Raw genomic sequence first — 22,348 nt, forward strand, 5'->3', positions numbered from 1 at the left:
TTGAATAATGAATACATGCAAATTTCTATACATTCTCTTATTTTGGGGGATAGTCTCTATTTTTTATGGTCAACATAAGACCGACTGGAGTAGGGAAAGGCTCCATAAAGGAATAAAAACCCTTCGTATAAAAGGCTATCATGTCAAAGAAAATGGTACAATGGCTGAAAAGGGAGCCCTTATAGCCGAGATGAATGTAGAGAAAACCTTTGATTCACAAGGGAATCTTATCTTAGAAATCTATTTTGATGATAAAAATGCGGAAACTCTTCGTTATGAATACGTGTATAATGCACAAGGAGTGAAAAAATATAAGTTACACCTTAATCCCAAACGTGAGAAAGTAGGACTTACTTTGTTCAACTGTAATGGAGAGGGAAGCATTACTAAGGAAGAAACATACAACCAGAATGGAGAACTGGAATATTCTGCTTTCTTTGTCTATAATGAGCAAGGATTTCCTTTGGAAAGTAACTTTCTTCGAGAGGATTTTTCTGCTAAGATAAATTCTACTTATGATCATAAGGGTAGACTTTTAGAACAAGACCAACATATAGTGAATAAGGGAGAAAATATTCTTAACAAAGCTAAATATCGTTATAATAGACATGGGGATTATGACCGGATACTTTCCTTGCTTAATAGAAATTTTGCACAAAAAAATACTTTTCATTACAAATATGATAGAAATGGTAACTGGATTGGACGTTTTGAATACCAAGATGGCAAGCCTAAAACTATTATTGAACGACAAATAGAATACTTCTAATAATTCTCTTTTTTTCTAAGCAACTTTGTTATTGTTTTGAGTCGTTTTCCTATACGTTCCCGCTCTACTGTATAAGGAATTTCCTTTGTTAAGGCGATTTCATATTGTTCTTTTGCTTCTTTATATTGATGGTTTGTCCAATATACTTCTCCCAACAGGTAATATCCTTTCCAATAATTAGGATTAAGAGGTACCAAGTGAAGGTAATCGGCAGGACGTACAGTTTTTTTCTCCCTTAATTGCTTTGTAAGCTGCTGCTCTAATTGCCGATACTGCTCATAGTTCTTATATGCTTTCTCTTTAACGAAGGTATCTGAGGGAATATTTTGGTTTGATTGAGGATATACCGAGTGGAGGGGATATGTTTTCCCTTTGAAAATTTCCTTGAGGTCATAGGCAATAAACTCTCCCAGCTGATAGGGATTCGTAGAAACCCATGCAATACGCTCTTCAGGAGAGAAGATAACACTATGGTAAGCCAAGAGTTGATTCAGAGCTTTCTCGTTGCCGTATCCTATAGCTTTTCCCCCTAGCCCTTCTGTATTTCTGAGTATAGCTGCCATTTGTTTAGGAGTAAGTTTGTCGTTCTCTGCTATTAATTCCTGCATCCTTTTATAGCGATAAGCAGTGTGTGTTTGCTTTATTTGTTTAAGATTTTTTTTATCCTTTGCATAAGGGATACTTTGAAAATGATTGGTACAGAGAAGCATGCCATTTGTAGCTTCATATACACCAAACTTCTTTGGGGAAACTTCTATAATTACTGCCTTGTGTTCTTTGGCACTTCCAACCATAATTGCTTCGGATACAAATGCTTTCCGTTTCCTAGCAATAGCAATAGCTTGTTCAGTGGTGGAGGCATTCTCTAATATCTCTCTGCATAGGAGAGAGATGGGGGTACGAGCCTTAAGGGGAATATTGGATTTTCCGGCATTAATCGTTACGGTAAGTCCTTCCAGATTCATACCGGACATTACTCCTATCATACCGCCCCAAGCGTAGGACATAAAAGGAATACCTTTATCAGGGCGTACAAAACGGATAATTTTCTCAGTAGCAAAATCGTCTGATAGGTAGAAGTCAAAATTACGTCCAATAAGAAGTTTTTCTCCTTGGGTATGCTCTCCCCATACTGCAAAAGAAGAGCATCCCACTAACATTAAATCCTGCAAGGCATGCCCAATATCATGAGCTGAATGTAGATAAAGGCTACGCTCATATTTGGGAGCAATATAGTCAAAGAGCGTATCCGAATAGCGAGATTGTCCATAAAGTTCTGCTCTATAGGCGGGGATGATATTCTTATCAATATCTCGATTGAACCATTTAAGAAATTTGTAGATGAAGTGCTGCTGTCTTTCAGATGGAACAAAATCTGTTAACTTATTAAAAAATAAGCTATCTTGCCGGTGATAGAGCCTTTGAGTAAGAGCTCCTGAGTTGAGTCCTAATTGCAGGGGATTCCCTGAGAGGTATAATTCCCAGATTCCTTGTTTGTTTCGAATAAGGTAATTGTCCTTGAAGTAGTATAGGGAATCTTTCTCCTTATGTATTAAGGGAATCTCTGCAGGATACATGGAGACATTGGGTGGGACTATTCTTTTGTGAAAAATACCACAAGAAGTGAAAAAGATAAAGAATAATAGATAGAAATATTTCATTATATATTAGGGTTAGCAGTCAGCCTTAGAATGTAGAAGTAAATGGGTATCGGCGGGAGAGAGGTAAGGAATCCCTAAACCTAACCCACGTAATACAAATAATACTCCTACAAGGATTATGATAATAGGCAGCCATTGATTAAGCTTCCTGCGAATGGGAATGGGAATAAAGTTTCCCAAGAGCAACATAAGGAGCATTAGTGGGATAGTACCTATTCCAAAGACGAACATATAAGTTATACTTCCCCATACACTTGCCAGCGCAAGAGCACTGAATAGAGCGGTATACACCAGTCCGCAAGGGAGGAATCCATTGAGAAAACCTATAGAGAGACAGGCACTCAGTGTTTTTTTGCTTAACTGTTTGCCTAGAGCATTTTTCAGATGAGAGAATCCCTTCAAAAAGGGATTACTTAGTAACTTTATGGAGATATTTAGCAATGAAAAAGCACCCATACATATCATAAGCAGTCCCATAAAAATGGAAAACTCCTGTTGATAATGGGCAATAAAAAGACCTTCACCCAAGAGCCCGAAAAGCCCTCCCATAGCACTATAAGATAAGGTTTTTCCTAAAAAATAGCTTCCTATTTGTACCCAACGAAATCCTTTTCGCTTTTTTTGCAAAGGGAGTAACAAGGCAATGGGACCACACATACCTACACAGTGAAGGCTCCCCACCAGCCCCAGAAGGAAGGCAAGGTATAACATTAGTAAACTACTTTATCAAAATGAGTGAGATAATTTTTCCCTTCAAAGGCATATTCTACACGGATATTCCAACGTCCTTGTGAAAGTAATGTATCAGGAACCATAAGGGAACATTCCTCAAGAGAGGTGATGGGAAGAGAGAAATCCTTCTTCTTATCAGAGGGACGGTAGAAGGAAATAACTCCTACTACAGGTTTGCCCGTTACGGATACCGGAAAATCAAAGAGAATTCCTCTGTTTGCACCTTTGGTATAGGTGATTTCTACCTGCATATTTTGAGCAAGGGTCTGTTTTTCTGTATCTATATTTTTTTGGTATTCCAATTCTTGTGCATAATAATCCTCTGTTACCAGTTCATGATCATACTTTTTATCAATAAGAGTAATGACAAAGAAGTACATAATAAATCCTACAAAAGCCAAGATAGCTATAAGGATTCCTGCAGCCCAACTTAATTTCATAACTTGATAATTTGAGGCAAAATTACCATAAAAAAAGTAATTAAAGGGCATATTACTATAAATTTTTTAAATAGTATATAAAGGAAAAGTATATAATTGTATCTTTGCAATAAAGTATTTTTAGATCACATGGATATTCTTTTTTACTTAAAAGCATTCTTATTATCAATCCCTTTTCTTATAGGCTTATACCTTATTCGTAGAAAATATTTCTTTATTCCTTTAGCTTTGGCTATGGGATTTATCTTTCATATTGGATATCAAATCCTGTTCTATTATGCTTTCAGAGGAAAATATGAAGGGCTATTATGGATGTATGAACTTTTTACAAGTGATTTCATAAATATAGGGATGTTTCTATTATTTATCTTCTATATGATTTTAAAAAAATCTTAACTAAAATTAATCTTTAAAAAGTTTGATTAGTATTTTAGAAACCTGTAACTTTGCCCGTTTGTTTATTTGTATAAAGATGATAAAAAGAATTTCCTTTCTTATAATATATTTTTCTTTTACTTTTCTTTTTGCTCAACAATCTCAAAAAGAATACCCCAGAGATTATTTTGGTTCTCCCTTAGATATACCTCTTTCGTATGCAGGGAATTTCTGTGAACTTAGAGGGAATCATTTTCATGCAGGTTTGGATATTAAAACAGATGGCAAACAAGGACAGAATGTATATGCCACGGCAGATGGTTATATCTCTTGTATTCGTGTAAGCACTTATGGCTATGGGAAGGTAATATATATAGATCATCCTAATGGCTATACGACAGTATATGCTCACTTACAAAAATTTGCTCCAGAGATAGAAAAATATGTCAAAGAGAACCAATATAAGGCAGAGAAATATGAAATAGAACTCCAACCGAAGCCTACGGATTTTGTGGTGAAAAAAGGAGATTTAATTGCCTTGAGTGGTAATACAGGAGGTAGTGCAGGACCTCACGTTCATTATGAAATTCGGGATACACATACTCAAAATGCTTATAATCCTTTTCTCTTTGGTTATCCTTGTGATGATGATATTTCCCCACTGGTCTTTAAGGTTATAGCCTATCCGCTTGAGGATACCTCTGCTATCGAGGGAAAACAAACTAAAAAAGAACTTTATTTAGCCAAAGAAAAAACAGCTTATCATACAGCTAAGATATATGCACAAGGAAAGATAGGATTGGGGATTCAAGCTATTGATAAGATGACAGGTACTTATAACACCTATGGAATATATAAGGTAACTATGTCCGTGAATGGGTCTCCCAAACTCTCTTATACATTTGATGAATTAGTCTCTGGAGAGGATCCTTATTTGAACACTTTTATTGATTATCCTCTCTTTACTAAAGTGGGCTCCCGCATACAACTCCTTTATAAAGAACCTTATAATAAACTTTCTATTTATTCTTTAGCTCAGGATAATGGAGTGATAGATATTGAAGAAGGCTTTACCTATTTGATAGAGATAGAAGTGGAGGATTTCAATCATAATAAGGCTACTATTACTATTCCTATAGAAGGTAAAAAGGAGGCTATTACTGAAAGAAACCTTGAAAATAAAGGGATACCTTTAGTGGCTAATAGAGATAATATGTATAAAACAGATCAAGCTTCTGTTTTTTTTCCTGAGAACACTTTCTTTCATGATACCTTTATTGAGGTACAGCAAAAAGGTGATACACTCTCTGTGAATGCGCCTATACAACCATTACAAAAACAGTATAATGTAGTATTCAATGCTACAAAATATACCTCAGAGGAACTTCCTTATGTATGTATTGCTTCTGTGAGAGGTAAGAAAGCAAAAAAATATTATCAAAATACATATCGTAAAGGGAATATTCTTACCTCTCGAGTAAAAACATTGGGTAAGTTTGTACTCACCACAGATAAACAAGCTCCTACAGTGAAGGCATTGAACTTTTCTAAAGCTAAGAATAATATAGCTAAATTAGACAAACTTAAAGTAAGTGTTACTGATAATTTTAGTGGAATAGGCAAATATACCGCTACAATCAATGGTAAATGGGTGCTAATGGAGTATGAACATAAAGAAAATCTTTTATTTTTCACATTGGCGGACAAATATTTTACTGAAGAAGAAGAATATCTCTTTGAACTTACTGTAGCAGATAAGGTAGGAAACCAAACAACACTTTCTATTCCTTTGGTATATAAGCCATAACAACGGTTACAGTGGAGTTTTCTTAAGAGAAAAAGGGAGAAAAAATAATTGAATGATTCTATAGATTGGTTATAGACAAAGTTGTTTTATTTTAGAAAAAAAGACTATCCTTTTGGATAGCCTCTTAAATTTTGTAAAAAAGCAACTATTTCAGTAAGCTAAAGCTACGTTTGACAAACTCAGTAAGAGCTTCCCCTTTGAGTAGTCCTTGAGAGAGACGTGCCAGGTCAAAGGACTGACTAATAAGGGCTTTACGGGCAGTTTCATCTTCAGTGGCAAGAATCTGGCTTGCTAAAGGGCTATTGGTATTAACCACTAAGTTATACATCTCAGGAAAGTTCCCAAAACCTCCCATCATGCCGCCTCCTAAAGCTTGCATTTCTTTCATACGATGGACAAATTCAGGCTGGGTAATACGGAAAGGTGTAGCATCACTTTCCAAAGCTTCTGGTTGTACTGTATAGGCAGTGTTATCAATAGCTGTAGTAACAAAGTCTTTAAGTTTTTCGGTTTCTTCCTCAGAAAGTTTAGAGATTTGTGAATCTTCCTTTTTAATGAGGTTCTCTATAGAGTCTGCATCCACACGAGCAAAAGATATTTTCTCTTGGGTAGTTTCCAATTTTTGTATAAGATGTGCTGCAATAGGAGAATCTAAAAGCAGTACTTCGTAGCCTTTTTCCTGTGCATCTGCGATATAACTGTGTTGAGCTTCCTTATTATTGGCATAAAGAATGATAAGTTGCTCATCCTTATTAGTTTGCAAAGGTCTTATCTTTTCTAAGAGTTCTTCAAAGGTGTAGTATTTACCCTCTACAGTAGGATAGAGAGCGAATTTCTGTGCTTTCTCAAAGAATTTTTCTTCAGAAAGCATACCATATTCTATGACTATTTTGATATCATTCCATTTCTTTTCAAAATCTTCTCGGTTTTCTTTAAAAAGAGATTGGAGCTTATCGGCAACCTTACGGGTTACATAGCTGGAAATTTTCTTTACATTACTATCGGCTTGTAGGTAAGAGCGTGATACATTTAAAGGGATATCGGGAGAATCAATAACTCCACGCAAGAGAGTGAGAAATTCAGGAACTATTCCCTCTACATTATCGGTTACGAATACCTGATTTTGGTAGAGCTGTATCCTATCTTTTTGAAATTGTAGATCATTGCTAAGTTTCGGAAAATAGAGAATTCCTGTCAGGTGGAAAGGATAATCCACATTGAGGTGAATGCTGAACATAGGATCCTCATACTGAGAAGGATATAACTCATGATAGAAAGCCTTATAATCCTCTTCTGTAAGTTCAGAAGGTTGTTTAGTCCAAGCAGGAGTGGGATTATTAATAATGTCATCTACTTCTTTGTACTCTGTTTTATAGTCCTCTGGAGCATTCTCAGGACGTGGAAGAGCTTCCTTACGCATACCCAACTTAATAGGGATAGGCATGAACTTATTATACTTAATAAGGAGTTGGCGTATTTTACTTTCTTCTAAAAATTCAACAGAATCTTCAGCAATGTGTAGGATGATTTCTGTACCATGATCCTTTTTTTCTATAGGTTCAATACTATAGGCAGGTGAACCATCACATTCCCATCGTATAGCTTGGGCATCCTCCTGGTATGAACGGGTAAGGATTTCTACTTTGTCCGCTACCATAAAAGCCGAGTAGAACCCTAATCCAAAATGTCCAATGATACCTGTATCCTTAGCGGAATCTTTGTATTTATTAAGGAATTCTTCGGCTCCAGAGAAAGCAATTTGGTTAATGTATTTTTCTACTTCTTCCTCTGTCATCCCAATTCCTTGGTCTATGATATGTAGTTTTTTCCCTTCCTTATCTATTTTTACCTCAATAATAGGATCCCCGTAAGGGATTTTGGCTTCGCCTATTTGGCATAGATGTTTGAACTTTAAGGTAGCATCAGTGGCATTGGAAATAAGTTCACGGAGAAAAATCTCATGATCGCTATATAAGAATTTTTTGATAAGTGGAAAAATATTTTCCACGGAAACATTTATTTGTCCTTTCATTTGTATTCAAATTTTGTCTATCCCTCAGCAAAGATAATGCCGCACCTGTACATCTGACAAAATGGCAGAAAAATTGGTATTTTTTACTATGAATTTTTAGCTGAAACTATTTGTAAAGTATTAATTTTGCGGCAGAACAAAATATAAAATAAGATATATAATTGATTTTTTTGAGTTGTAGTAGTTCTAATAGAAGGGTATGAACAAATTCAAATAATATGTGATTCATTATAGTATGTTTCTTTAGCTAAAAAAGGTTGAAATTCTTGAGAAAATTTCAGCCTTTTTTTTAGGATATTTTTTATTATCTTTGCAGCACATTAAGAAACAATTTTTATGAGAACAACTACTTTATATATATTACTGATAATGTTAGGGTTAGTTAGAGTGAATGCGCAACCAACCATTTCTAACACTCAAACACTCAAGGTATATCGTTTGGCGATATATGTTACTTATAATGCTTTCAATAGTTCGTATTTTAATAAAAATTCCCAAAAAGTAAAACAGTTTTGGCAAGATACAGAGCATTTCCTAAATGTAATGTATATGCGGGATATTGGGGTTCGTTTTGAGTTAGTCAAAGATGAGCGGCTTATTGTAACTGATCCTGATAAGGAGATCTTTCCTCGCACTAAGAATGCAAGTTATGTTATAGGACTCTCTACAAAAGCTATTAATGACCTTATTGGAGTGGAGAACTATGATGTGGGTATTTGTATTTCCTATACCTCTTCTATTGCTAAAGGAGTAAGAGGGCTTGCTTATATCAAAGGAGTGTATAACCAAGAACACAAAGCAGATGCGGTTGCTGTTCCTACTGCGAATGTAATTGCTCATGAAATAGGACATCTCTTTGGTGGAATACATACTTTTAGTGGAGTTGTCCACGATTATGCTAGTGAAAAAACAGAATATGATAAAGGTCAATCTGTGATGAGCCATGGAAATGAAAGAGATTTTTTCTCTTTATCCAGTGTTGAGCGTATTCGGAAGTTTCTTAATGAAGATGCAGGGGCGCATTTGCGAAAAATATCCTTTACTTCTGCTCCCCCTAAGATAGACAAAACAAAAATAAAAAAACAGTATACAATTCCAAAAGATACTTATTTTCAGTTCTATGTACCAGCTACTGACCCAGATAGTGGACAGTTATATTATATGGCGCAACAGCGAGATGTACGAAAGGGAGAGCAAGCCTCTATAGCCCAATATATAATTCCTAAGCGAACAACCACCAATCTTGTAACTTTTAAGAAAGAGTATAACAAGCAAACAGGAAATGAAATTGTCAATAGTTGGCTATCAAATCAGAAAACAGGGATATTTACTTTTTGGATAGGAGTAAGTGATGCAAAGCCTGATCAGGCTTTGGACTATATTGTTCAGTATGACTTAGTGGAAACGCAAGTGCTTGTGAAAGAAGGTATTCCTTTTAAGATTACCACTCATACAGTTGATAAAAAATATCAAGGAGGGAAAAAGCTCTCTCTTACATGGAATGTGGATAACCAGATATTTAGAGGAACAAAAGTACGTATCCTTCTTTCCGATGATTTAGGAGAGACTTTTAAGTATGTTTTAGCTGAAGGGGTGGATAATAATGGAAACTATGAGGTTACATTGCCTAATATTAATATAGGAAAAATCCCCTATGGGAATACAGGATTTCAGGTGCCTGCAGGGGTTATTAAAATAGAAGTGATGGATAGTATTGCCTTTGCTCTAACTGATAATAATCCTAAAGATAAAGGAGGTTTTGTTCTTGAAAAAGATGAGACACTTCCTGAAATGTCATTTGTTACCACTCCTTCAGATGTTACTATATCCTGCAGTACGGCTCCTAAAGTAGATCTTCCTACGGTTACAGGAGGCTGTAATCCTTCTATTACTTATAAGGATGAACGTATAGGTGGGAGTTGTCCTAATAATTATATTATTAAGCGTACCTTCATGGTGAAAGATATATGTGATCTTACTGTACTTACTCATGTACAACAAATCCAAGTAGAGGATACAGTAGCACCCACTTTTGTAGGGACACTCCCTACAGATATAAGTATAGAAGAGGGGACACCTATTCCTGCACAAACCACCCTTACTGCTACGGATACTTGTAGCACAGTGACTGTAACCCCTTCTAAAGAAGAGGAAAAGATAAATGGCAAACTAAGTAAGGTCATCTATCAATGGCTTGCCAAGGATGCTTGTGGAAATACTGCTACTCATACTCAAGTTATTACAATTACTCCCAAAGTGATCTCTCCTTTGAAGTTTGTAACAAGTACGCTTCCTCTATCAGTAACCCTTTCTTGTGGGAAACCTTTACCCAAAGCAGAACTTCCTTCTACGGAAGGCGGCTGTACTCCTGTAAGAGTCTCCTCTTTGGATAGAAAGCTTGATGAACTTTGTGAGAACACATATACTATAGAGCGTACTTATACGGCTATGGATGCTTGTGGATCTTCTATTAGTTATGTTCAATCAATTAAGATAGAGGATACAGTAGCACCCACTTTTGTAGGGACACTCCCTACAGATATAAGTATAGAAGAGGGGACACCTATTCCTGTGCAAACCACCCTTACTGCTACGGATACTTGTAGCACAGTGACTGTAACTCCCTCTAAAGAAGAGGAAAAGATAAATGGCAAACTAAGTAAGGTCATCTATCAATGGCTTGCCAAGGATGCTTGTGGAAATACTGCTACTCATACTCAAGTTATTACAATTACTCCTAAAGAGGTGATCCCTAATCCAAAACCTATTCCTCAGAAGAAGGAAATAGAGATCTATAATGCAGTTTCTACAATGAATGGTTCTAATAATTATTTTAAAGTAGAAAATGCAGATGCCAATATGCCTGTCTCATTACTTATCTTTAATGAAATGGGATTAAAAGTATATGAAAGTGACCATTATCAAGAAAATGGAGAGATATTTCGAGGGTATGCAAATACAAAAGGAATTATTGCAAAAGGACAAAAACTCCCTTCAGGGACATATTTTTATATATTGACTTATTTTTATAAAGGGGAGAAAGAAGTAAAAAAGGGATTTTTGTATGTGAAATAGGATTGGTTTTCTTTTATTACCTTTTAGAATAATAAAACTTTTTATGACTGTAAAGTAAATATTTGCCATCTATATATCGGTAGAGTTTTTGTTCACTGAGGGCTTTTTTGCCTATTCTTCCCGCCGAATTGCTTAAAAATCCTTTATCTAAAATATCCTTAAATAAAATAGAGGATAGCGTATTTTCAATAAGGTCAGTAGGTTGCCATTCTTGCGCTGATGAAGTGCGTTTATATCTCGTTTCTTTCAGCAGATTGCCCTCGCTGTCATACTCAAAAATGCTTCTCCCTTCTTCTTCGTTTGGTTTGATGAATAAATACTCAATAAGCTCATTGTTTTTGTTGTAGCGGTACTTATTAGTGTAGTATATCTCGTATGTTTGGGTCTTTTTATTCCAATTCTCTGAAGTAATAGAGGTACTCTGGTTGTTTTCACCCAATATATCAGTGAGTCTACTCTGATTCTGCCATTTGTTTTGCTCTTTTTCCCAAACTTGTACTATATTAGTGAAAATTCTGTTTGTCTTATCTTCTGTATAAGTGATTTTTTGCGTAGGTAGCCACCCATCCTCTCTATAAACATACTGTATAGAGGTTCTTTCATTCTCATTAGGGTCAATATATTCTGTTTTTTCGTCTTCATACCACTCATTATTCCCAAAAGAATAGGTAATCTCTTCTTTAAGGAGCGTATCATTCTCAAACTTTCGTACAATTTTCTTGTCGCCTTGCCACTGCTGAATGTCACTATCCCAAACTTCATCAACAGAAAGCACTGTACGTCCCTTCTCATTCTCAGTATAAGTATTGCGAGTATCTCTAAGCCAACGCTTATTGAGATATTTGTAATACACAGTTTCGGTGGTACGACCTCTTATATTGTTAATGCGTTTGCTACTGGGGGATAACTTTTTGCCATTTTCATTGAGGTAAGTAATACTGATGAGTTTATTTTTCCTTTTCTTAGTCTCATCTTTCTGGATTGCTATCCACCTTTTGCTCAAAGAATCTTGGCGGTAAAAAACATTATAAATCTCATTGCCTTCTTTGTCATTCTTAATAACAGTTTTGGTAGCGTAACGATGGGGGAAAATGTGGTTATCGCCTACTACTAATAAATGTTTGTTAGCGTTATAACGTTGCCAATCTGTAACTTGATAGGCACTACTGATCGAATCTACCCTATAACCTATATGGTTTATACTATCCAATTGATATTGCTGTGCGTACACTGAGAATATCCCAAGAATTAGCCAAAAAATAAATGCTTTCATAATAGTTCAATTTTAAATGCTATTTGTATTCTTAATCTTTGTTGATATTATTAGAATCTTCCTTCGGGAAATTATATTACATTAGTGCTTTGCTCCTCCACAGGTGGAAATAATAGTTGCAACTTCCTGAAATAAATCATTGCGCGATAGTATCGTGGGGTGTTGCCAAAATTTGCTTCATATTCTTCGCCATCTTCCTCTTCGTTGATGAGTAGCACACAATTTCTTTCTGCGTCCCACTGATAATGAAAGTACAGATAAGCAACAGAGCCGTCCTCATTGTATTTGCTGTGCTCACCGAGACTAATTCTCGCAGTGGTTGCCTCTTCGTTACTTATTTTTAGTATGAAATCGTCTTTTTGAAGCGTTACATAGCCATCAGCATTCTTTTCTTTTTGTGCGTAGAAATCTTGAAGTCTTTCATTAGCTAAAAGCGACTTGAAGTTTGCTTCGTTCACTTTTGAAAGATAGTAGATGCGACTGTTGATGAGCTCTTCATAACGCCTGCAAAAGTAAGCAAACTCTTTTTCTAAGAACGCAAAATGTGCGGGATGTGATGTCGCAGTCATATCAATCACTCCCTCATCAGTAAAAGTATTGATTGAGGTGTGCAACTCGCCTTCATACACTTGGGCAAGCACACCATACTCTTCACCGTTCTGGATATAAAGAGAATAAGTGCTATCGTCAGGGTCGTAAAGGACGCGGTAAAATACATCATTGTCGTCCCACATTTCAAAACGCGGGTGATTGTTTTTATCGAGCTTACATACAAGCGAGAAGAGGGGCGGATAGGTAAAACGAAGTAAATTCTCTATCGAAATATCGGTATTAGGGAACAGATGCACTTGTTTTTTACTAATTTCATCGCGACGTTTTTGTGTTTCTTCAGGACTTACGAATATAGTTTCACCTTTGGCTAAAGCGGGAAATAATTTTTCTTCGTTTATCCAGCATTTCCAGCTCCAAGGAATATAATCTATCTTTAAAATATCGTCTAACACAAAAGAAAATTCGGGTTTTAAGTACAAAACGAGCTTTTCCCCTAACAAAAGCCCTCCATAATCATCATCGGTGAGGTATTCGGTAATATCGGCATTGCGTCTTTCTTCAAAACGCTTGTTATTGTGATTGTAATCAGTTTCCAAGAACACGTAAATGCTGATATGTCCCATTACGGTAAGGCTTCCATGATTGTAATCGCCCCAATAGAATCCCGAAACGCGCAAATCAGCGCCTACGAAAATCTCTTGCCCGCCGACTACTATATTTTCGGCAGTGAGATTGCCTAAAACCACTAATCCGCAAGAGCCACAGGTTTCGCCATTGTAGATATTGGTAGCCTCCATATTGCCTTTTACGAGGATAAAAAGGGGCAGAGAATCGTAGTCATCGGGGTTGTAGTAAGGAGAAAGCTCATCGACAGCGTCTAAATCCAAAGGTTCGTCCAGAATCCAGTCGCCGTCAATCACGATAACGCGATTTTGCCAATGAGTGTCGTAATGCTCTTTGTAGAGAGACGACTCAGGTAGCTCATCGGCAATTTCGTCATAAGAAGTAGTCCGATAGGGAAGGTTAGAGAGGTTCATAACAAATTATTTTGATGGTGTTTTAAAAAATATGGTGTCCATAGATTATATAAAAGAATGCTAAGAAAAAGGCTTTAAAATGATTAAATAGTTTCTTAGAAAAACAACAAGTTCTGAGGAAAACTCGCTTTATTCTATGTCGTAATTTACAATTATTTCCTTCTATTCCTCTTTTTTTAGTTGTTGCAACACTTCTTCTAAATTAACAGAAGAAGGAGGTAATTGTACTATAATAGTACTGAAGGGACAATTACCTTTTAGTTTCTTTGTGATGTGGATATGCAAGGCACTGGTTTTCAAATTAAACACTACATCTTTGCACAAAGCATAAATATAATGAGTTTGCTCATTGCATTCAAAATAGAGTTCTTCTTCATAAGCTAATCTGCTGATAGAAAAATATTGCCCCTTATTTACAAAAGCTATTTGCAAAAGTTCTCCCCAATATGTACGAGGGTTGAGGTCTATTTCTTCACAAGTAAAAAGTAAGGTGTTCATTATGTCTTAGACTATTTTATAGTTTTCAGCGATAATTATCGAGAAATCTTTACTTATTTTTAACTATTACAGCACGATATCAATAAGATCAATATAGTTCCATTGTTATTTGCATTCAACAAAATTACAAAATTTGTTCTAATTGTCTATTTTTTATAAGTGTCTACGCTGATAAGTGGATTTTCTCCGTTTTTTACCAACTGAAAGAAACGATTGGCAGAAAAATAAGAGAAAAGCTCATTTTCTTCCCAAACTTCTGGTCTGAGGAGTTGCCAGCTCTCTTCCAAATAATCTGTTTCAGGGTCGTGAAGATAGCAATCCTCTTGTTCAGTTTCGTTTTCGGCTTCTACGAATATAAACTCAGTAACCTTACTTTTGTCGGGCATATAGTGCCCAACTTCTACGAAATACGGCGCATTGGTATTGCCTAATACATCAAGCATACCATCATTATACTCGCCATACAGACCAAAGGTAGTATAAAGGTCTTTCATTATGAAGATAGCACCGTTATAGGTGAAGAGATAATCGCAAATCACGTTGCCCGATACCCTTAGATGCAAGTAATTATCGTCTAAAATATCACCTGCAACGGTAAGATTTCCATCGATAAAGATACCATAAGCATCGCCTTCCCAGTGTAAGCCTTCCATAAGGTCTTCCGTCCATTGGCGGGTGATGTTGCCTTTTACCAGTACATCGCCTTTGAGGAGCAATAGTTTGTCGTCGTCATTCAGATAGATAGGAATTTTAAATTTTTCCTTCGCTTGCTTTACAGTGATAAATTCCTTTTCGGGGATTACGGTTTCGCTCACTTGCGGACGCTGAGCCATACGTGCGGGCATCGCATTGTTGATACGTTGCGCCCTTTCTAATAGGGTTATTACTGACATATCAAGTTGGGATTTTTAATTAGAATGTATGATGAATTAATTATTTGAGTACAAAAATAAATAATATATAACCTTATAAATTAATAATTAACAATAATTTAATCTTCCTTTTTAGAAGATGTTAGTAAGTTGTTTATATTATTTTTCGTTTTTCACTTTTCATTTTTCACTAACTTTTGTATCTTTGCAGGCGATTAAAAAAGAGAGACCATGAAAAGAATTCAAATGGTAGATTTACAAGGTCAGTATGCACCTTTAAAAGCTCAGATACAACAATCTTTTAATGAAGTACTTGATACAGCCGCTTTTATCAATGGACCTCAGGTACATGCTTTCCAAAAAGAATTAGAGAATTATCTACAGGTAAAGCATGTAATTCCTTGTGCCAATGGAACTGATGCTCTTCAAATAGCTATGATGGGATTAGGTTTGAAAAAGGGTGATGAGGTGATAACAGCAGACTTCACATTTGCTGCTACTGTAGAGGTAATTGCTCTTTTAGGATTAACTCCTGTTTTGGTAGATGTAGATAAGGATACTTTTAATATTAATGTAGAAGCTATTAAAAAAGCAATTACTCCTAAAACAAAGGCTATTGTTCCCGTACATTTATATGGCCGTCCTGCTAATATGGAAGAAATCATGAAAATAGCTAAAGAACATAATCTATTGGTTATAGAGGATAATGCGCAAGCTATTGGAGCTGATTTTACATGGAGTAATGGAAAAAAACAGAAATTAGGTACCATAGGTCATGTAGGAGCAACCAGTTTTTTCCCTTCTAAGAATTTGGGATGTTATGGTGATGGAGGAGCCATTTTTACCAATGATGACCAGTTGGCTCACATTCTAAGAGGAGTGGTCAATCATGGTATGTATATACGTTATCACCATGATGTGGTAGGAGTTAATTCTCGTTTGGATTCTTTGCAAGCTTGTGTGCTTCGTGCTAAATTACCTTATTTGGATACGTATAATCAAAAGAGGAGAGCTTTTGCTCATCTATACTCTGAAAAACTACAAGTGAACTCTCATATTATCACTCCTGAGATTCCTCAGGGTGATACCTCTCACGTATTTCACCAATATACAATACGTATTACTAACGGAAAGCGTGATGCATTGGCAGAACACTTATCTAAGCATAGTGTGCCTTTTGGTATCTATTATCCAATTCCTTTGCATCAGCAAAAGGCTTATTCAGATAGCCGCTATAAGGAGCAAGATTTCCCTGCAACTAATGAATTAGTGAAAGAGGTGATTTCTCTTCCTATGCATACAGAATTAGATGAAGAACAAATAAATTTTATCACAAAATTAATTACAGATTTTGTATAAAGTAAAAATTTGTGTAACTTTGCACACGCTAAGCAGTTCTTTATAGAATAGAAAGATTTATAAAAAATACGATATAAAATAAGTATAATGAGAACAATACAATTCAGAGAAGCTGTTTGTGAGGCTATGAGCGAAGAAATGCGTCGTGACCCTTCTATTTATTTAATGGGAGAAGAAGTAGCTGAATACAATGGAGCTTACAAAGCATCTAAGGGTATGTTGGATGAATTCGGTCCTAAACGAATTATTGATACTCCAATTTCAGAAAGTGGATTTTCAGGTATTGGAGTAGGATCTGCTATGAATGGTTGTCGTCCTATCATTGAGTATATGACATTTAACTTCTCTTTGGTAGCTATAGACCAAATTATTAGTAATGCAGCAAAGCTTAGACAAATGTCCGGAGGACAAATCAATATTCCTATTGTTTTCAGAGGTCCTTCTGCCTCTGCAGGACAATTAGGAGCAACTCACTCACAAGCTTTTGAAAACTGGTATGCAAACTGTCCAGGTCTTAAAGTAGTAGTTCCATCCACTCCTTATGATGCTAAGGGATTACTTAAGTCAGCAATCCGTGATGATGACCCTGTTATCTTTATGGAATCAGAGCAAATGTATGGAGATAAAGGAGAAGTGCCTGAAGAAGAATATACGATTCCTCTTGGAGTAGCTGATATCAAACGAGTAGGTAAGGATGTAACTATTGTTTCCTTTGGTAAGATTATCAAAGAAGCTTTTGCAGCTGCTGAAGAATTAGCAAAAGAAGGAATAGAATGTGAAATTGTAGATATTCGTACTGTACGACCAATGGATTGGGAAACTATTTTTAATTCTGTTAAGAAAACGAATCGCTTAGTAATTGTAGAAGAAGCATGGCCTTTTGGTTGTGTATCTTCCGAAATTACTTATCAAGTACAAGAACATATTTTTGATTATTTGGATGCTCCTATCCAACGGTTAACCACAGCAGATACACCAGCACCTTATTCTCCTGTATTATTGAAAGAATGGTTACCTAATGCTCAAGATGTAATAAAAGCAGTGAAAAAAGTACTTTATAAATAATTAAAGTTTTATTGATAATAATATATTTAAAAGAGGCTATCCGAAAAGGGTAGCCTCTTTATTTTTAGAAAATGCATAAAAAAACTCCTTCTTTTTTACATAGAAGGAGAAATTATTCAAGAAGATTATCTTTATTTGCTATCTTTTTTAGCTTCATTTTCTTTAGGAGTCTCATCAATAAGTACCTGACCACGATAATAGAGTTTACCTTCAAACCAATGTGCTCTGTGGTATAGGTGCAACTCCCCTGTAGTAGGATCTTTTGCTATTTGAGGAACTATAGCTTTATCATGAGTTCTTCTTTTGTCTCTTCGGGTAGAGGATTGTCTTCGTTTGGGATGTGCCATTTTCTTATCTTTTTATTTGTTCAACAATTTTCTTAATTCGTCCCAGCGAGGATCTATCTGGGAATCATCTGCTGCAATTTCAGTTTCTTTAGGACTAAGAGATTCTAAAGTCTCTAAGGCTTTAGAGAAATCTCTTGCATTAGGATTTACTCGTTTTGCAGGAACAGAAAGTATAATCATCTCATAGATATATTGTGCAATATTCACAGTATGTTCTCCTTGAGGTAATATAAGTAGCTCTTCATTATCATCATTATATGATTCTCCGAACTTTATCACTAAATGTAATTGCCCCTCAGTGGGCAAATCAAAAGGTTCGTCAGTAATATCACAGTTTACATTTACAGTACCCTTACTGAAAAAATTAAGTTCCAAAAGCGTACTTTTTTTATCTAAGTGAATGGTGACCTCTTGATTTACATCATTGAATTCATGATAATCAAACAAATTAAAAAAGTGATTATCTATATGATATTCAAAGAGATGTTTCCCATCTTTTAATCCTGCAAAATGAATATCATACGCCCTAAATTCGCGTTTATTATCTTTCATTTTTACTATGCAGTTTGAGGGTGCAAATATAGGAATTTTTTTATTACACAAAAAATATTTAATAATAAATTTTTTATAAAGTAAAAACTTGGTAATCAAGTGTGATTTCCTTAACTATACGCTCAGTACGATCTTTATCTGTATCACTTATAAATACTTGACCAAAAGGAGCCTCAGTAACAAGATGAATAAGTTGGGTTACTCGTTGAGCATCCAATTTATCAAAGATATCATCTAATAATAATATGGGAGTAACAGAAGTTTGTTTATAGATGCTGTGAAATTGAGCTAATTTTAAGGCTATAAGAAAAGATTTTTGTTGTCCTTGACTGCCAAATTTTTTGACTGGCTGATTATTTATACTAAAGATAAGATCATCCTTGTGAATTCCTACGGTAGTGTATTGAACTATTCGATCCTGTTCTATACTCCTTTTAAGGAGTGTCTTTAGTTTTTCTTTTTTTAAAGAACTTTCATAGTGAATATCTACGGTTTCTCTTCCTTGGGAAAGTCTTTTATATTGCTCTTGAAAATAAGGAAGGAATGAGGTAAGGAAAGCAGAGCGCTCTTGGAATATTTTCTCCCCATATAGGCTTAGTTGTTCATCATAAATGTCTAAAGTAATATCATCAAAATATTGTTTTTCAGCCATTATTTTTAATAAACTATTACGCTGAGAGAGAATTTTATTGTAGTGTAATAGATCTTCAAGGTAATGGGGTTGAATTTGTGAAAGCATGCTATCTAAAAATCTGCGACGTGTTTCACTCCCTTCATGAATAAGATCTCTGTCTGAGGGAGATACAATAACTATAGGGAAAGCTCCTATATGTTCAGATAATTTTTCATAAACCTTTCCATTGCGTTTTAGAATTTTTTTTTGTCCTCTTTTAACACTACATACTATGTGTTCTTGACGATCTTCCTTTTGAAAATTTCCTTCTATTAGATAAAAATCTTCTCCTAAACGAATATTGTATAAAGTGGTTGTATTAAAGTAGCTTTTGGTCATGCTAAGGTGGTAAATAGCATCCAGAGAATTTGTTTTTCCCACTCCATTATTGCCTACTAAACAATTAAGTTTAGGGGAAAAAGAGAACTCTTTATTCTCTATATTCTTGAAATTCAGTATATAAAGCTGTTTTAGAAACATCTGAAAAAGGGCTTGTAAAAACTTGTGCAAATTATTAAAAATTATTGAGAAAAACACCCTTTATTACAAATAAAAATTTTATTTTTGCAAAATCTTTTTAAAGCAAAAAATATGTCAGTTTACAAGAAGAATAATTACCGTCCTGGACGGCAAACAAGGAAAGAAAAACAACAAGAAGAATCTCGTAACTCTTTGACTAGCGAAAAGTTATCACGTGAGAGTACGACAGCTGAGGTATTCCAAACTTTAGATGAGAAAGCAGGAAAAACTGAAGCATGGGTACAAAGGAATCAGCGTTCGATATTCGTGGTACTCGCCGTTGTGGTGCTTGCTGGATTTGGATATATGCTTTATAGGCAATTTGTAAGTGTTCCTAAGGAAACGGAAGCTTCTGAAAAGTTATCCTTTGCTCTTGCTACTTTTGATGAGGCACTTAATGCTCCTACTACAGCAGTAAGGGATTCCCTTTTTACACTTTCTCTTGAAGGAGATAAGATGCACGCAGGATTTCTTAAAATTATTAAGGATTATTCAAGCAGTAAAGCCGCTAATGTAGCCTATTACTCTGCAGGGATGGCTTATATGCAACTGAACAAATATAAGGAGGCAGTTTCTCATTTGGATAAATTTTCTTCTAAAGATCCCATTTTAAGTGCTTTAGCATTAGGAAATATAGGAGATGCCTTTGTACAATTGAAACAGCTAAATGAAGCTACGGATTATTATAAAAAAGCAATTAATAAAAGTGATAATTCACTTACAGCGCCTATATATTTAAATAAGGCAGCACAAGTGGCTGTAGAACAGAAAAATTACAAACAAGCATTGGAATATTTTGAAAGAATCAAAAATGATTTTCCAAAATCAGAGGAAGCAAGTACAATAGATACACAAATTAGCCGAGTAACAACACTAATGAATCTTTAGGATGGCTACTGAGAATAAAAATCTTTCTTCCTATAAGAAGGAACAGCTACCTGATGTAAAGAATAAAACAATTGGGATTATTACTTCACAATGGAACGGACAGGTTACTGAGAATATGCGAGAGGGAGCTGTACAAACTCTTCTGGATTGTGGTGTGATTCCCCAACATATTATTCAATGGAATGTACCTGGAAGTTTTGAGTTAATCAATGGAGCTAAAAGGATGCTTACCCTTAAGGTAGATGCTATTATTGTTATAGGGTGTGTGATACAAGGGGAGACAAGGCATTTTGACTTTGTGTGTCAGGGAGTAACAAGTGGCATTGCTTATCTTAACGCAAGTCAGGAAATTCCAGTAATTTTCTGTGTACTTACGGATAATACCCTTCAACAATCTTTGGATAGAAGTGGAGGAAAATACGGAAATAAGGGAATAGAGGCAGCTATTACCGCTATTAAGATGATTGATTTATAGAAGATAACTTGAGAATATTTAATAAAAGCTGCTCTTTGTTTTTTCATAGAGCAGTTTTTTATTTATACTTTTTATAATTAAAGAGAGATTTCCCTAAAAACAGGAATATTTTCTTTTTAGCCAGAAGAAAAGTTGTATCTTTGTCTTTTAAAATAGGACATTAATTTATTACTAAAAAATAAAAAATGGCAATTATTATTACAGATGACTGTATCAATTGTGGGGCTTGTGAACCTGAATGCCCTAACAATGCAATATATGAAGGTGCTGATGATTGGCGCTATAGCGATGGAACAAAACTGAGGGGGAATGTGATCCTTCCTAATGGTAAGCATGTGGATGCTGAGCAAGTACAGAAGCCTATAAGTGATGATTATTATTATATTGTTCCTGATAAGTGTACGGAATGTTTAGGCTTTCATGAGGAACCACAATGTGCAGCAGTATGTCCTGTGGATTGTTGTATCCCTGATGAAAATAACAAAGAAACAGAAGAGGAACTATTACAGAAGCATGATTTTATGCATAATGATTAGTGGATTTTTCTCAGACGAAATACTTTTTAAATACTCATGTTTTCATATATTTATGAAAGCAATGAGTATTTTTATTTGTACATAATAAGTTAATAAAGATAAAATAAATATTAATAAGAAAATAAAACAATAGGTTCAAAGTTATATTTTTTATAAAAACCTTATCAAATCCAAGAAAAATTACGAATATTGCCCATTAAACGCAGAGGAGACTATCTATGATAACACAGTTGCAAGGTCATTTGGTAGAGAAAACCCCCACTTATGTCATTATTGATTGTAATGGAATAGGGTATTGGGTAAATATTTCTCTTAATACTTTTTCTCAACTTTCTGATTCGGAACAGATAAAACTTTATACATATTTACAGATAAAGGAAGATGCTCATACGCTTTTTGGATTTTTTGAAAAATTTGAAAGGGAGATATTTTCTCTATTGATTTCTGTTTCTGGAGTAGGTGCGAATACTGCCAGAGTCATGCTTTCTTCTCTATCCCCCGCTCAATTGCAGAGTGCTATTGTGAATAATGATGTACGAACTATACAATCTGTCAAAGGGATAGGTGCTAAAACGGCTCAGCGCATTATTTTGGATTTAAGAGAAAAAATGCTAAAGCTTTCAAGTGAAGGAAATATTGCTCCTACAGTAAGTCAGCAGCAGCATTATAAGGAAGAAGCTCTCTCTGCTTTGGAGGTATTAGGTTATCCCCAAAAGATAGCTGAAAATGTGGTGAATAAGATTCTCTCCCACGCCACAGGGGAAGTTTCTGTAGAAGAACTAATCAAACAAGCATTAAAACAATTATAGGC

At 35.2% G+C, this 22,348-nt stretch carries 21 protein-coding genes and 1 pseudogene; 10 read left to right on the plus strand and 12 right to left on the minus strand.

Annotation, left to right across the window (positions count from 1 at the left end):
- Positions 1 to 7 precede the first annotated feature (7 nt).
- Positions 8 to 769 carry a hypothetical protein gene (locus HMPREF9071_RS03905; protein WP_009745274.1) on the plus strand — a complete coding sequence of 254 codons (762 nt, stop codon included), beginning with the start codon at positions 8 to 10 and terminating at the stop codon, positions 767 to 769.
- On the opposite strand, the gene HMPREF9071_RS03910 is transcribed toward HMPREF9071_RS03905, so the two are convergent.
- The 3 genes from HMPREF9071_RS03910 to HMPREF9071_RS03920 are packed head-to-tail and all read right to left on the minus strand — an operon-like array spanning position 766 to position 3,602.
- A complete protein-coding gene (locus HMPREF9071_RS03910) occupies positions 766 to 2,430 on the minus strand; it encodes an acyl-CoA--6-aminopenicillanic acid acyl-transferase (protein ID WP_009745275.1) in 1,665 nt (554 codons plus the stop codon). The genes HMPREF9071_RS03905 and HMPREF9071_RS03910 overlap by 4 nt on opposite strands.
- A 12-nt stretch (positions 2,431 to 2,442) precedes the next feature.
- On the minus strand, positions 2,443 to 3,141 hold the full coding sequence (locus HMPREF9071_RS03915; protein WP_009745276.1) for a sulfite exporter TauE/SafE family protein: 699 nt from the start codon (positions 3,139 to 3,141) through the stop codon (positions 2,443 to 2,445).
- Positions 3,141 to 3,602 (minus strand): FixH family protein, encoded by a 462-nt coding sequence (locus HMPREF9071_RS03920; protein WP_040358260.1) that lies wholly within the window; start codon positions 3,600 to 3,602, stop codon positions 3,141 to 3,143. Before HMPREF9071_RS03920 ends, HMPREF9071_RS03915 begins: the two co-directional genes overlap by 1 nt.
- 129 nt (positions 3,603 to 3,731) lie before the next feature.
- Here HMPREF9071_RS03920 and HMPREF9071_RS03925 point away from each other — a divergent pair, with 129 nt between their 5' ends.
- Positions 3,732 to 3,998, plus strand: a complete 267-nt coding sequence (locus HMPREF9071_RS03925) for a hypothetical protein (protein WP_009745278.1) — start codon at positions 3,732 to 3,734, stop codon at positions 3,996 to 3,998.
- A 76-nt stretch (positions 3,999 to 4,074) separates the two neighbouring features.
- The gene (locus HMPREF9071_RS03930) at positions 4,075 to 5,784 is read left to right on the plus strand and encodes a M23 family metallopeptidase (protein WP_040357995.1); all 1,710 of its coding nucleotides are present in this window, start codon (positions 4,075 to 4,077) and stop codon (positions 5,782 to 5,784) included.
- Between the two features lie 145 nt (positions 5,785 to 5,929).
- On the opposite strand, the gene htpG is transcribed toward HMPREF9071_RS03930, so the two are convergent.
- Complete coding sequence (htpG, locus tag HMPREF9071_RS03935; protein ID WP_009745280.1) at positions 5,930 to 7,816, minus strand: molecular chaperone HtpG; 1,887 nt, start codon at positions 7,814 to 7,816, stop codon at positions 5,930 to 5,932.
- Positions 7,817 to 8,152: 336 nt separating this feature from the next.
- Between htpG and HMPREF9071_RS03940 the strand changes: the two genes are divergently transcribed.
- Positions 8,153 to 10,891 carry a reprolysin-like metallopeptidase gene (locus HMPREF9071_RS03940; protein ID WP_253908253.1) on the plus strand — a complete coding sequence of 913 codons (2,739 nt, stop codon included), beginning with the start codon at positions 8,153 to 8,155 and terminating at the stop codon, positions 10,889 to 10,891.
- A 16-nt stretch (positions 10,892 to 10,907) separates the two neighbouring features.
- On the opposite strand, the gene HMPREF9071_RS03945 is transcribed toward HMPREF9071_RS03940, so the two are convergent.
- From HMPREF9071_RS03945 to HMPREF9071_RS03960, 5 genes and pseudogenes are all read right to left on the minus strand, one after another.
- Positions 10,908 to 12,164, minus strand: coding sequence for a hypothetical protein (locus HMPREF9071_RS03945; RefSeq protein ID WP_009745282.1), 1,257 nt, complete (start codon positions 12,162 to 12,164; stop codon positions 10,908 to 10,910).
- Between the two features lie 71 nt (positions 12,165 to 12,235).
- Positions 12,236 to 13,753, minus strand: a complete 1,518-nt coding sequence (locus HMPREF9071_RS03950; RefSeq protein WP_009745283.1) for a hypothetical protein — start codon at positions 13,751 to 13,753, stop codon at positions 12,236 to 12,238.
- A 22-nt stretch (positions 13,754 to 13,775) separates the two neighbouring features.
- Positions 13,776 to 13,922 (minus strand): annotated as a pseudogene (locus HMPREF9071_RS11940) (IS1 family transposase); the annotation flags it as partial.
- Complete coding sequence (locus tag HMPREF9071_RS03955; RefSeq protein WP_009745284.1) at positions 13,916 to 14,251, minus strand: hypothetical protein; 336 nt, start codon at positions 14,249 to 14,251, stop codon at positions 13,916 to 13,918. The pseudogene HMPREF9071_RS11940 and the gene HMPREF9071_RS03955, both read right to left, overlap by 7 nt.
- 146 nt (positions 14,252 to 14,397) lie before the next feature.
- Positions 14,398 to 15,144: a hypothetical protein gene (locus HMPREF9071_RS03960; protein ID WP_009745285.1), complete on the minus strand. Its 747-nt coding sequence runs from the start codon at positions 15,142 to 15,144 to the stop codon at positions 14,398 to 14,400.
- Between the two features lie 210 nt (positions 15,145 to 15,354).
- Between HMPREF9071_RS03960 and HMPREF9071_RS03965 the strand changes: the two genes are divergently transcribed.
- Both HMPREF9071_RS03965 and HMPREF9071_RS03970 read left to right on the plus strand, forming a co-directional pair.
- Entirely contained in the window at positions 15,355 to 16,482 is a 1,128-nt protein-coding gene (locus HMPREF9071_RS03965) for a DegT/DnrJ/EryC1/StrS aminotransferase family protein (protein WP_009745286.1), read from the plus strand.
- A gap of 87 nt (positions 16,483 to 16,569) precedes the next feature.
- Positions 16,570 to 17,547, plus strand: coding sequence for a pyruvate dehydrogenase complex E1 component subunit beta (locus HMPREF9071_RS03970; protein WP_009745287.1), 978 nt, complete (start codon positions 16,570 to 16,572; stop codon positions 17,545 to 17,547).
- Between the two features lie 131 nt (positions 17,548 to 17,678).
- Here HMPREF9071_RS03970 and rpmF read toward each other — a convergent pair whose 3' ends face one another.
- From rpmF to HMPREF9071_RS03985, 3 genes are all read right to left on the minus strand, one after another.
- The gene (gene rpmF / locus HMPREF9071_RS03975) at positions 17,679 to 17,894 is read right to left on the minus strand and encodes a 50S ribosomal protein L32 (protein ID WP_009745288.1); all 216 of its coding nucleotides are present in this window, start codon (positions 17,892 to 17,894) and stop codon (positions 17,679 to 17,681) included.
- Positions 17,895 to 17,906: 12 nt separating this feature from the next.
- The gene (locus tag HMPREF9071_RS03980) at positions 17,907 to 18,446 is read right to left on the minus strand and encodes a DUF177 domain-containing protein (protein WP_040357999.1); all 540 of its coding nucleotides are present in this window, start codon (positions 18,444 to 18,446) and stop codon (positions 17,907 to 17,909) included.
- Positions 18,447 to 18,519: 73 nt separating this feature from the next.
- Positions 18,520 to 19,599 carry a DNA replication/repair protein RecF gene (locus tag HMPREF9071_RS03985; protein ID WP_040358000.1) on the minus strand — a complete coding sequence of 360 codons (1,080 nt, stop codon included), beginning with the start codon at positions 19,597 to 19,599 and terminating at the stop codon, positions 18,520 to 18,522.
- 111 nt (positions 19,600 to 19,710) lie between these two features.
- On the opposite strand from HMPREF9071_RS03985, the gene HMPREF9071_RS03990 reads away from it, so the two are divergent.
- The 4 genes from HMPREF9071_RS03990 to ruvA all read left to right on the plus strand — a co-directional run bounded on the left by HMPREF9071_RS03990 (position 19,711) and on the right by ruvA (position 22,346).
- On the plus strand, positions 19,711 to 20,526 hold the full coding sequence (locus HMPREF9071_RS03990; RefSeq protein WP_040358001.1) for a tetratricopeptide repeat protein: 816 nt from the start codon (positions 19,711 to 19,713) through the stop codon (positions 20,524 to 20,526).
- 1 nt (position 20,527) lies between these two features.
- Entirely contained in the window at positions 20,528 to 21,001 is a 474-nt protein-coding gene (ribH, locus tag HMPREF9071_RS03995; RefSeq protein ID WP_009745292.1) for a 6,7-dimethyl-8-ribityllumazine synthase, read from the plus strand.
- A gap of 185 nt (positions 21,002 to 21,186) precedes the next feature.
- Entirely contained in the window at positions 21,187 to 21,537 is a 351-nt protein-coding gene (locus tag HMPREF9071_RS04000) for a 4Fe-4S dicluster domain-containing protein (protein WP_009745293.1), read from the plus strand.
- 218 nt (positions 21,538 to 21,755) lie between these two features.
- Positions 21,756 to 22,346 (plus strand): Holliday junction branch migration protein RuvA, encoded by a 591-nt coding sequence (gene ruvA / locus HMPREF9071_RS04005; protein ID WP_009745294.1) that lies wholly within the window; start codon positions 21,756 to 21,758, stop codon positions 22,344 to 22,346.
- The last annotated feature ends 2 nt before the right edge of the window (positions 22,347 to 22,348 follow it).

The sequence above is a fragment of the Capnocytophaga sp. oral taxon 338 str. F0234 genome, from assembly GCF_000192225.1.
Taxonomy (GTDB): domain Bacteria; phylum Bacteroidota; class Bacteroidia; order Flavobacteriales; family Flavobacteriaceae; genus Capnocytophaga.

Coding starts and splice junctions, on each gene's coding strand:
- HMPREF9071_RS03905 (WP_009745274.1), top strand. CDS start 8: ATGAATACATGCAAATTTCTATACATTCTCTTATTTTGGGGGATAGTC.
- HMPREF9071_RS03910 (WP_009745275.1), bottom strand. CDS start 2,430: ATGAAATATTTCTATCTATTATTCTTTATCTTTTTCACTTCTTGTGGT.
- HMPREF9071_RS03915 (WP_009745276.1), bottom strand. CDS start 3,141: ATGTTATACCTTGCCTTCCTTCTGGGGCTGGTGGGGAGCCTTCACTGT.
- HMPREF9071_RS03920 (WP_040358260.1), bottom strand. CDS start 3,602: ATGAAATTAAGTTGGGCTGCAGGAATCCTTATAGCTATCTTGGCTTTT.
- HMPREF9071_RS03925 (WP_009745278.1), top strand. CDS start 3,732: ATGGATATTCTTTTTTACTTAAAAGCATTCTTATTATCAATCCCTTTT.
- HMPREF9071_RS03930 (WP_040357995.1), top strand. CDS start 4,075: ATGATAAAAAGAATTTCCTTTCTTATAATATATTTTTCTTTTACTTTT.
- htpG (WP_009745280.1), bottom strand. CDS start 7,816: ATGAAAGGACAAATAAATGTTTCCGTGGAAAATATTTTTCCACTTATC.
- HMPREF9071_RS03940 (WP_253908253.1), top strand. CDS start 8,153: ATGAGAACAACTACTTTATATATATTACTGATAATGTTAGGGTTAGTT.
- HMPREF9071_RS03945 (WP_009745282.1), bottom strand. CDS start 12,164: ATGAAAGCATTTATTTTTTGGCTAATTCTTGGGATATTCTCAGTGTAC.
- HMPREF9071_RS03950 (WP_009745283.1), bottom strand. CDS start 13,753: ATGAACCTCTCTAACCTTCCCTATCGGACTACTTCTTATGACGAAATT.
- HMPREF9071_RS03955 (WP_009745284.1), bottom strand. CDS start 14,251: ATGAACACCTTACTTTTTACTTGTGAAGAAATAGACCTCAACCCTCGT.
- HMPREF9071_RS03960 (WP_009745285.1), bottom strand. CDS start 15,144: ATGTCAGTAATAACCCTATTAGAAAGGGCGCAACGTATCAACAATGCG.
- HMPREF9071_RS03965 (WP_009745286.1), top strand. CDS start 15,355: ATGAAAAGAATTCAAATGGTAGATTTACAAGGTCAGTATGCACCTTTA.
- HMPREF9071_RS03970 (WP_009745287.1), top strand. CDS start 16,570: ATGAGAACAATACAATTCAGAGAAGCTGTTTGTGAGGCTATGAGCGAA.
- rpmF (WP_009745288.1), bottom strand. CDS start 17,894: ATGGCACATCCCAAACGAAGACAATCCTCTACCCGAAGAGACAAAAGA.
- HMPREF9071_RS03980 (WP_040357999.1), bottom strand. CDS start 18,446: ATGAAAGATAATAAACGCGAATTTAGGGCGTATGATATTCATTTTGCA.
- HMPREF9071_RS03985 (WP_040358000.1), bottom strand. CDS start 19,599: ATGTTTCTAAAACAGCTTTATATACTGAATTTCAAGAATATAGAGAAT.
- HMPREF9071_RS03990 (WP_040358001.1), top strand. CDS start 19,711: ATGTCAGTTTACAAGAAGAATAATTACCGTCCTGGACGGCAAACAAGG.
- ribH (WP_009745292.1), top strand. CDS start 20,528: ATGGCTACTGAGAATAAAAATCTTTCTTCCTATAAGAAGGAACAGCTA.
- HMPREF9071_RS04000 (WP_009745293.1), top strand. CDS start 21,187: ATGGCAATTATTATTACAGATGACTGTATCAATTGTGGGGCTTGTGAA.
- ruvA (WP_009745294.1), top strand. CDS start 21,756: ATGATAACACAGTTGCAAGGTCATTTGGTAGAGAAAACCCCCACTTAT.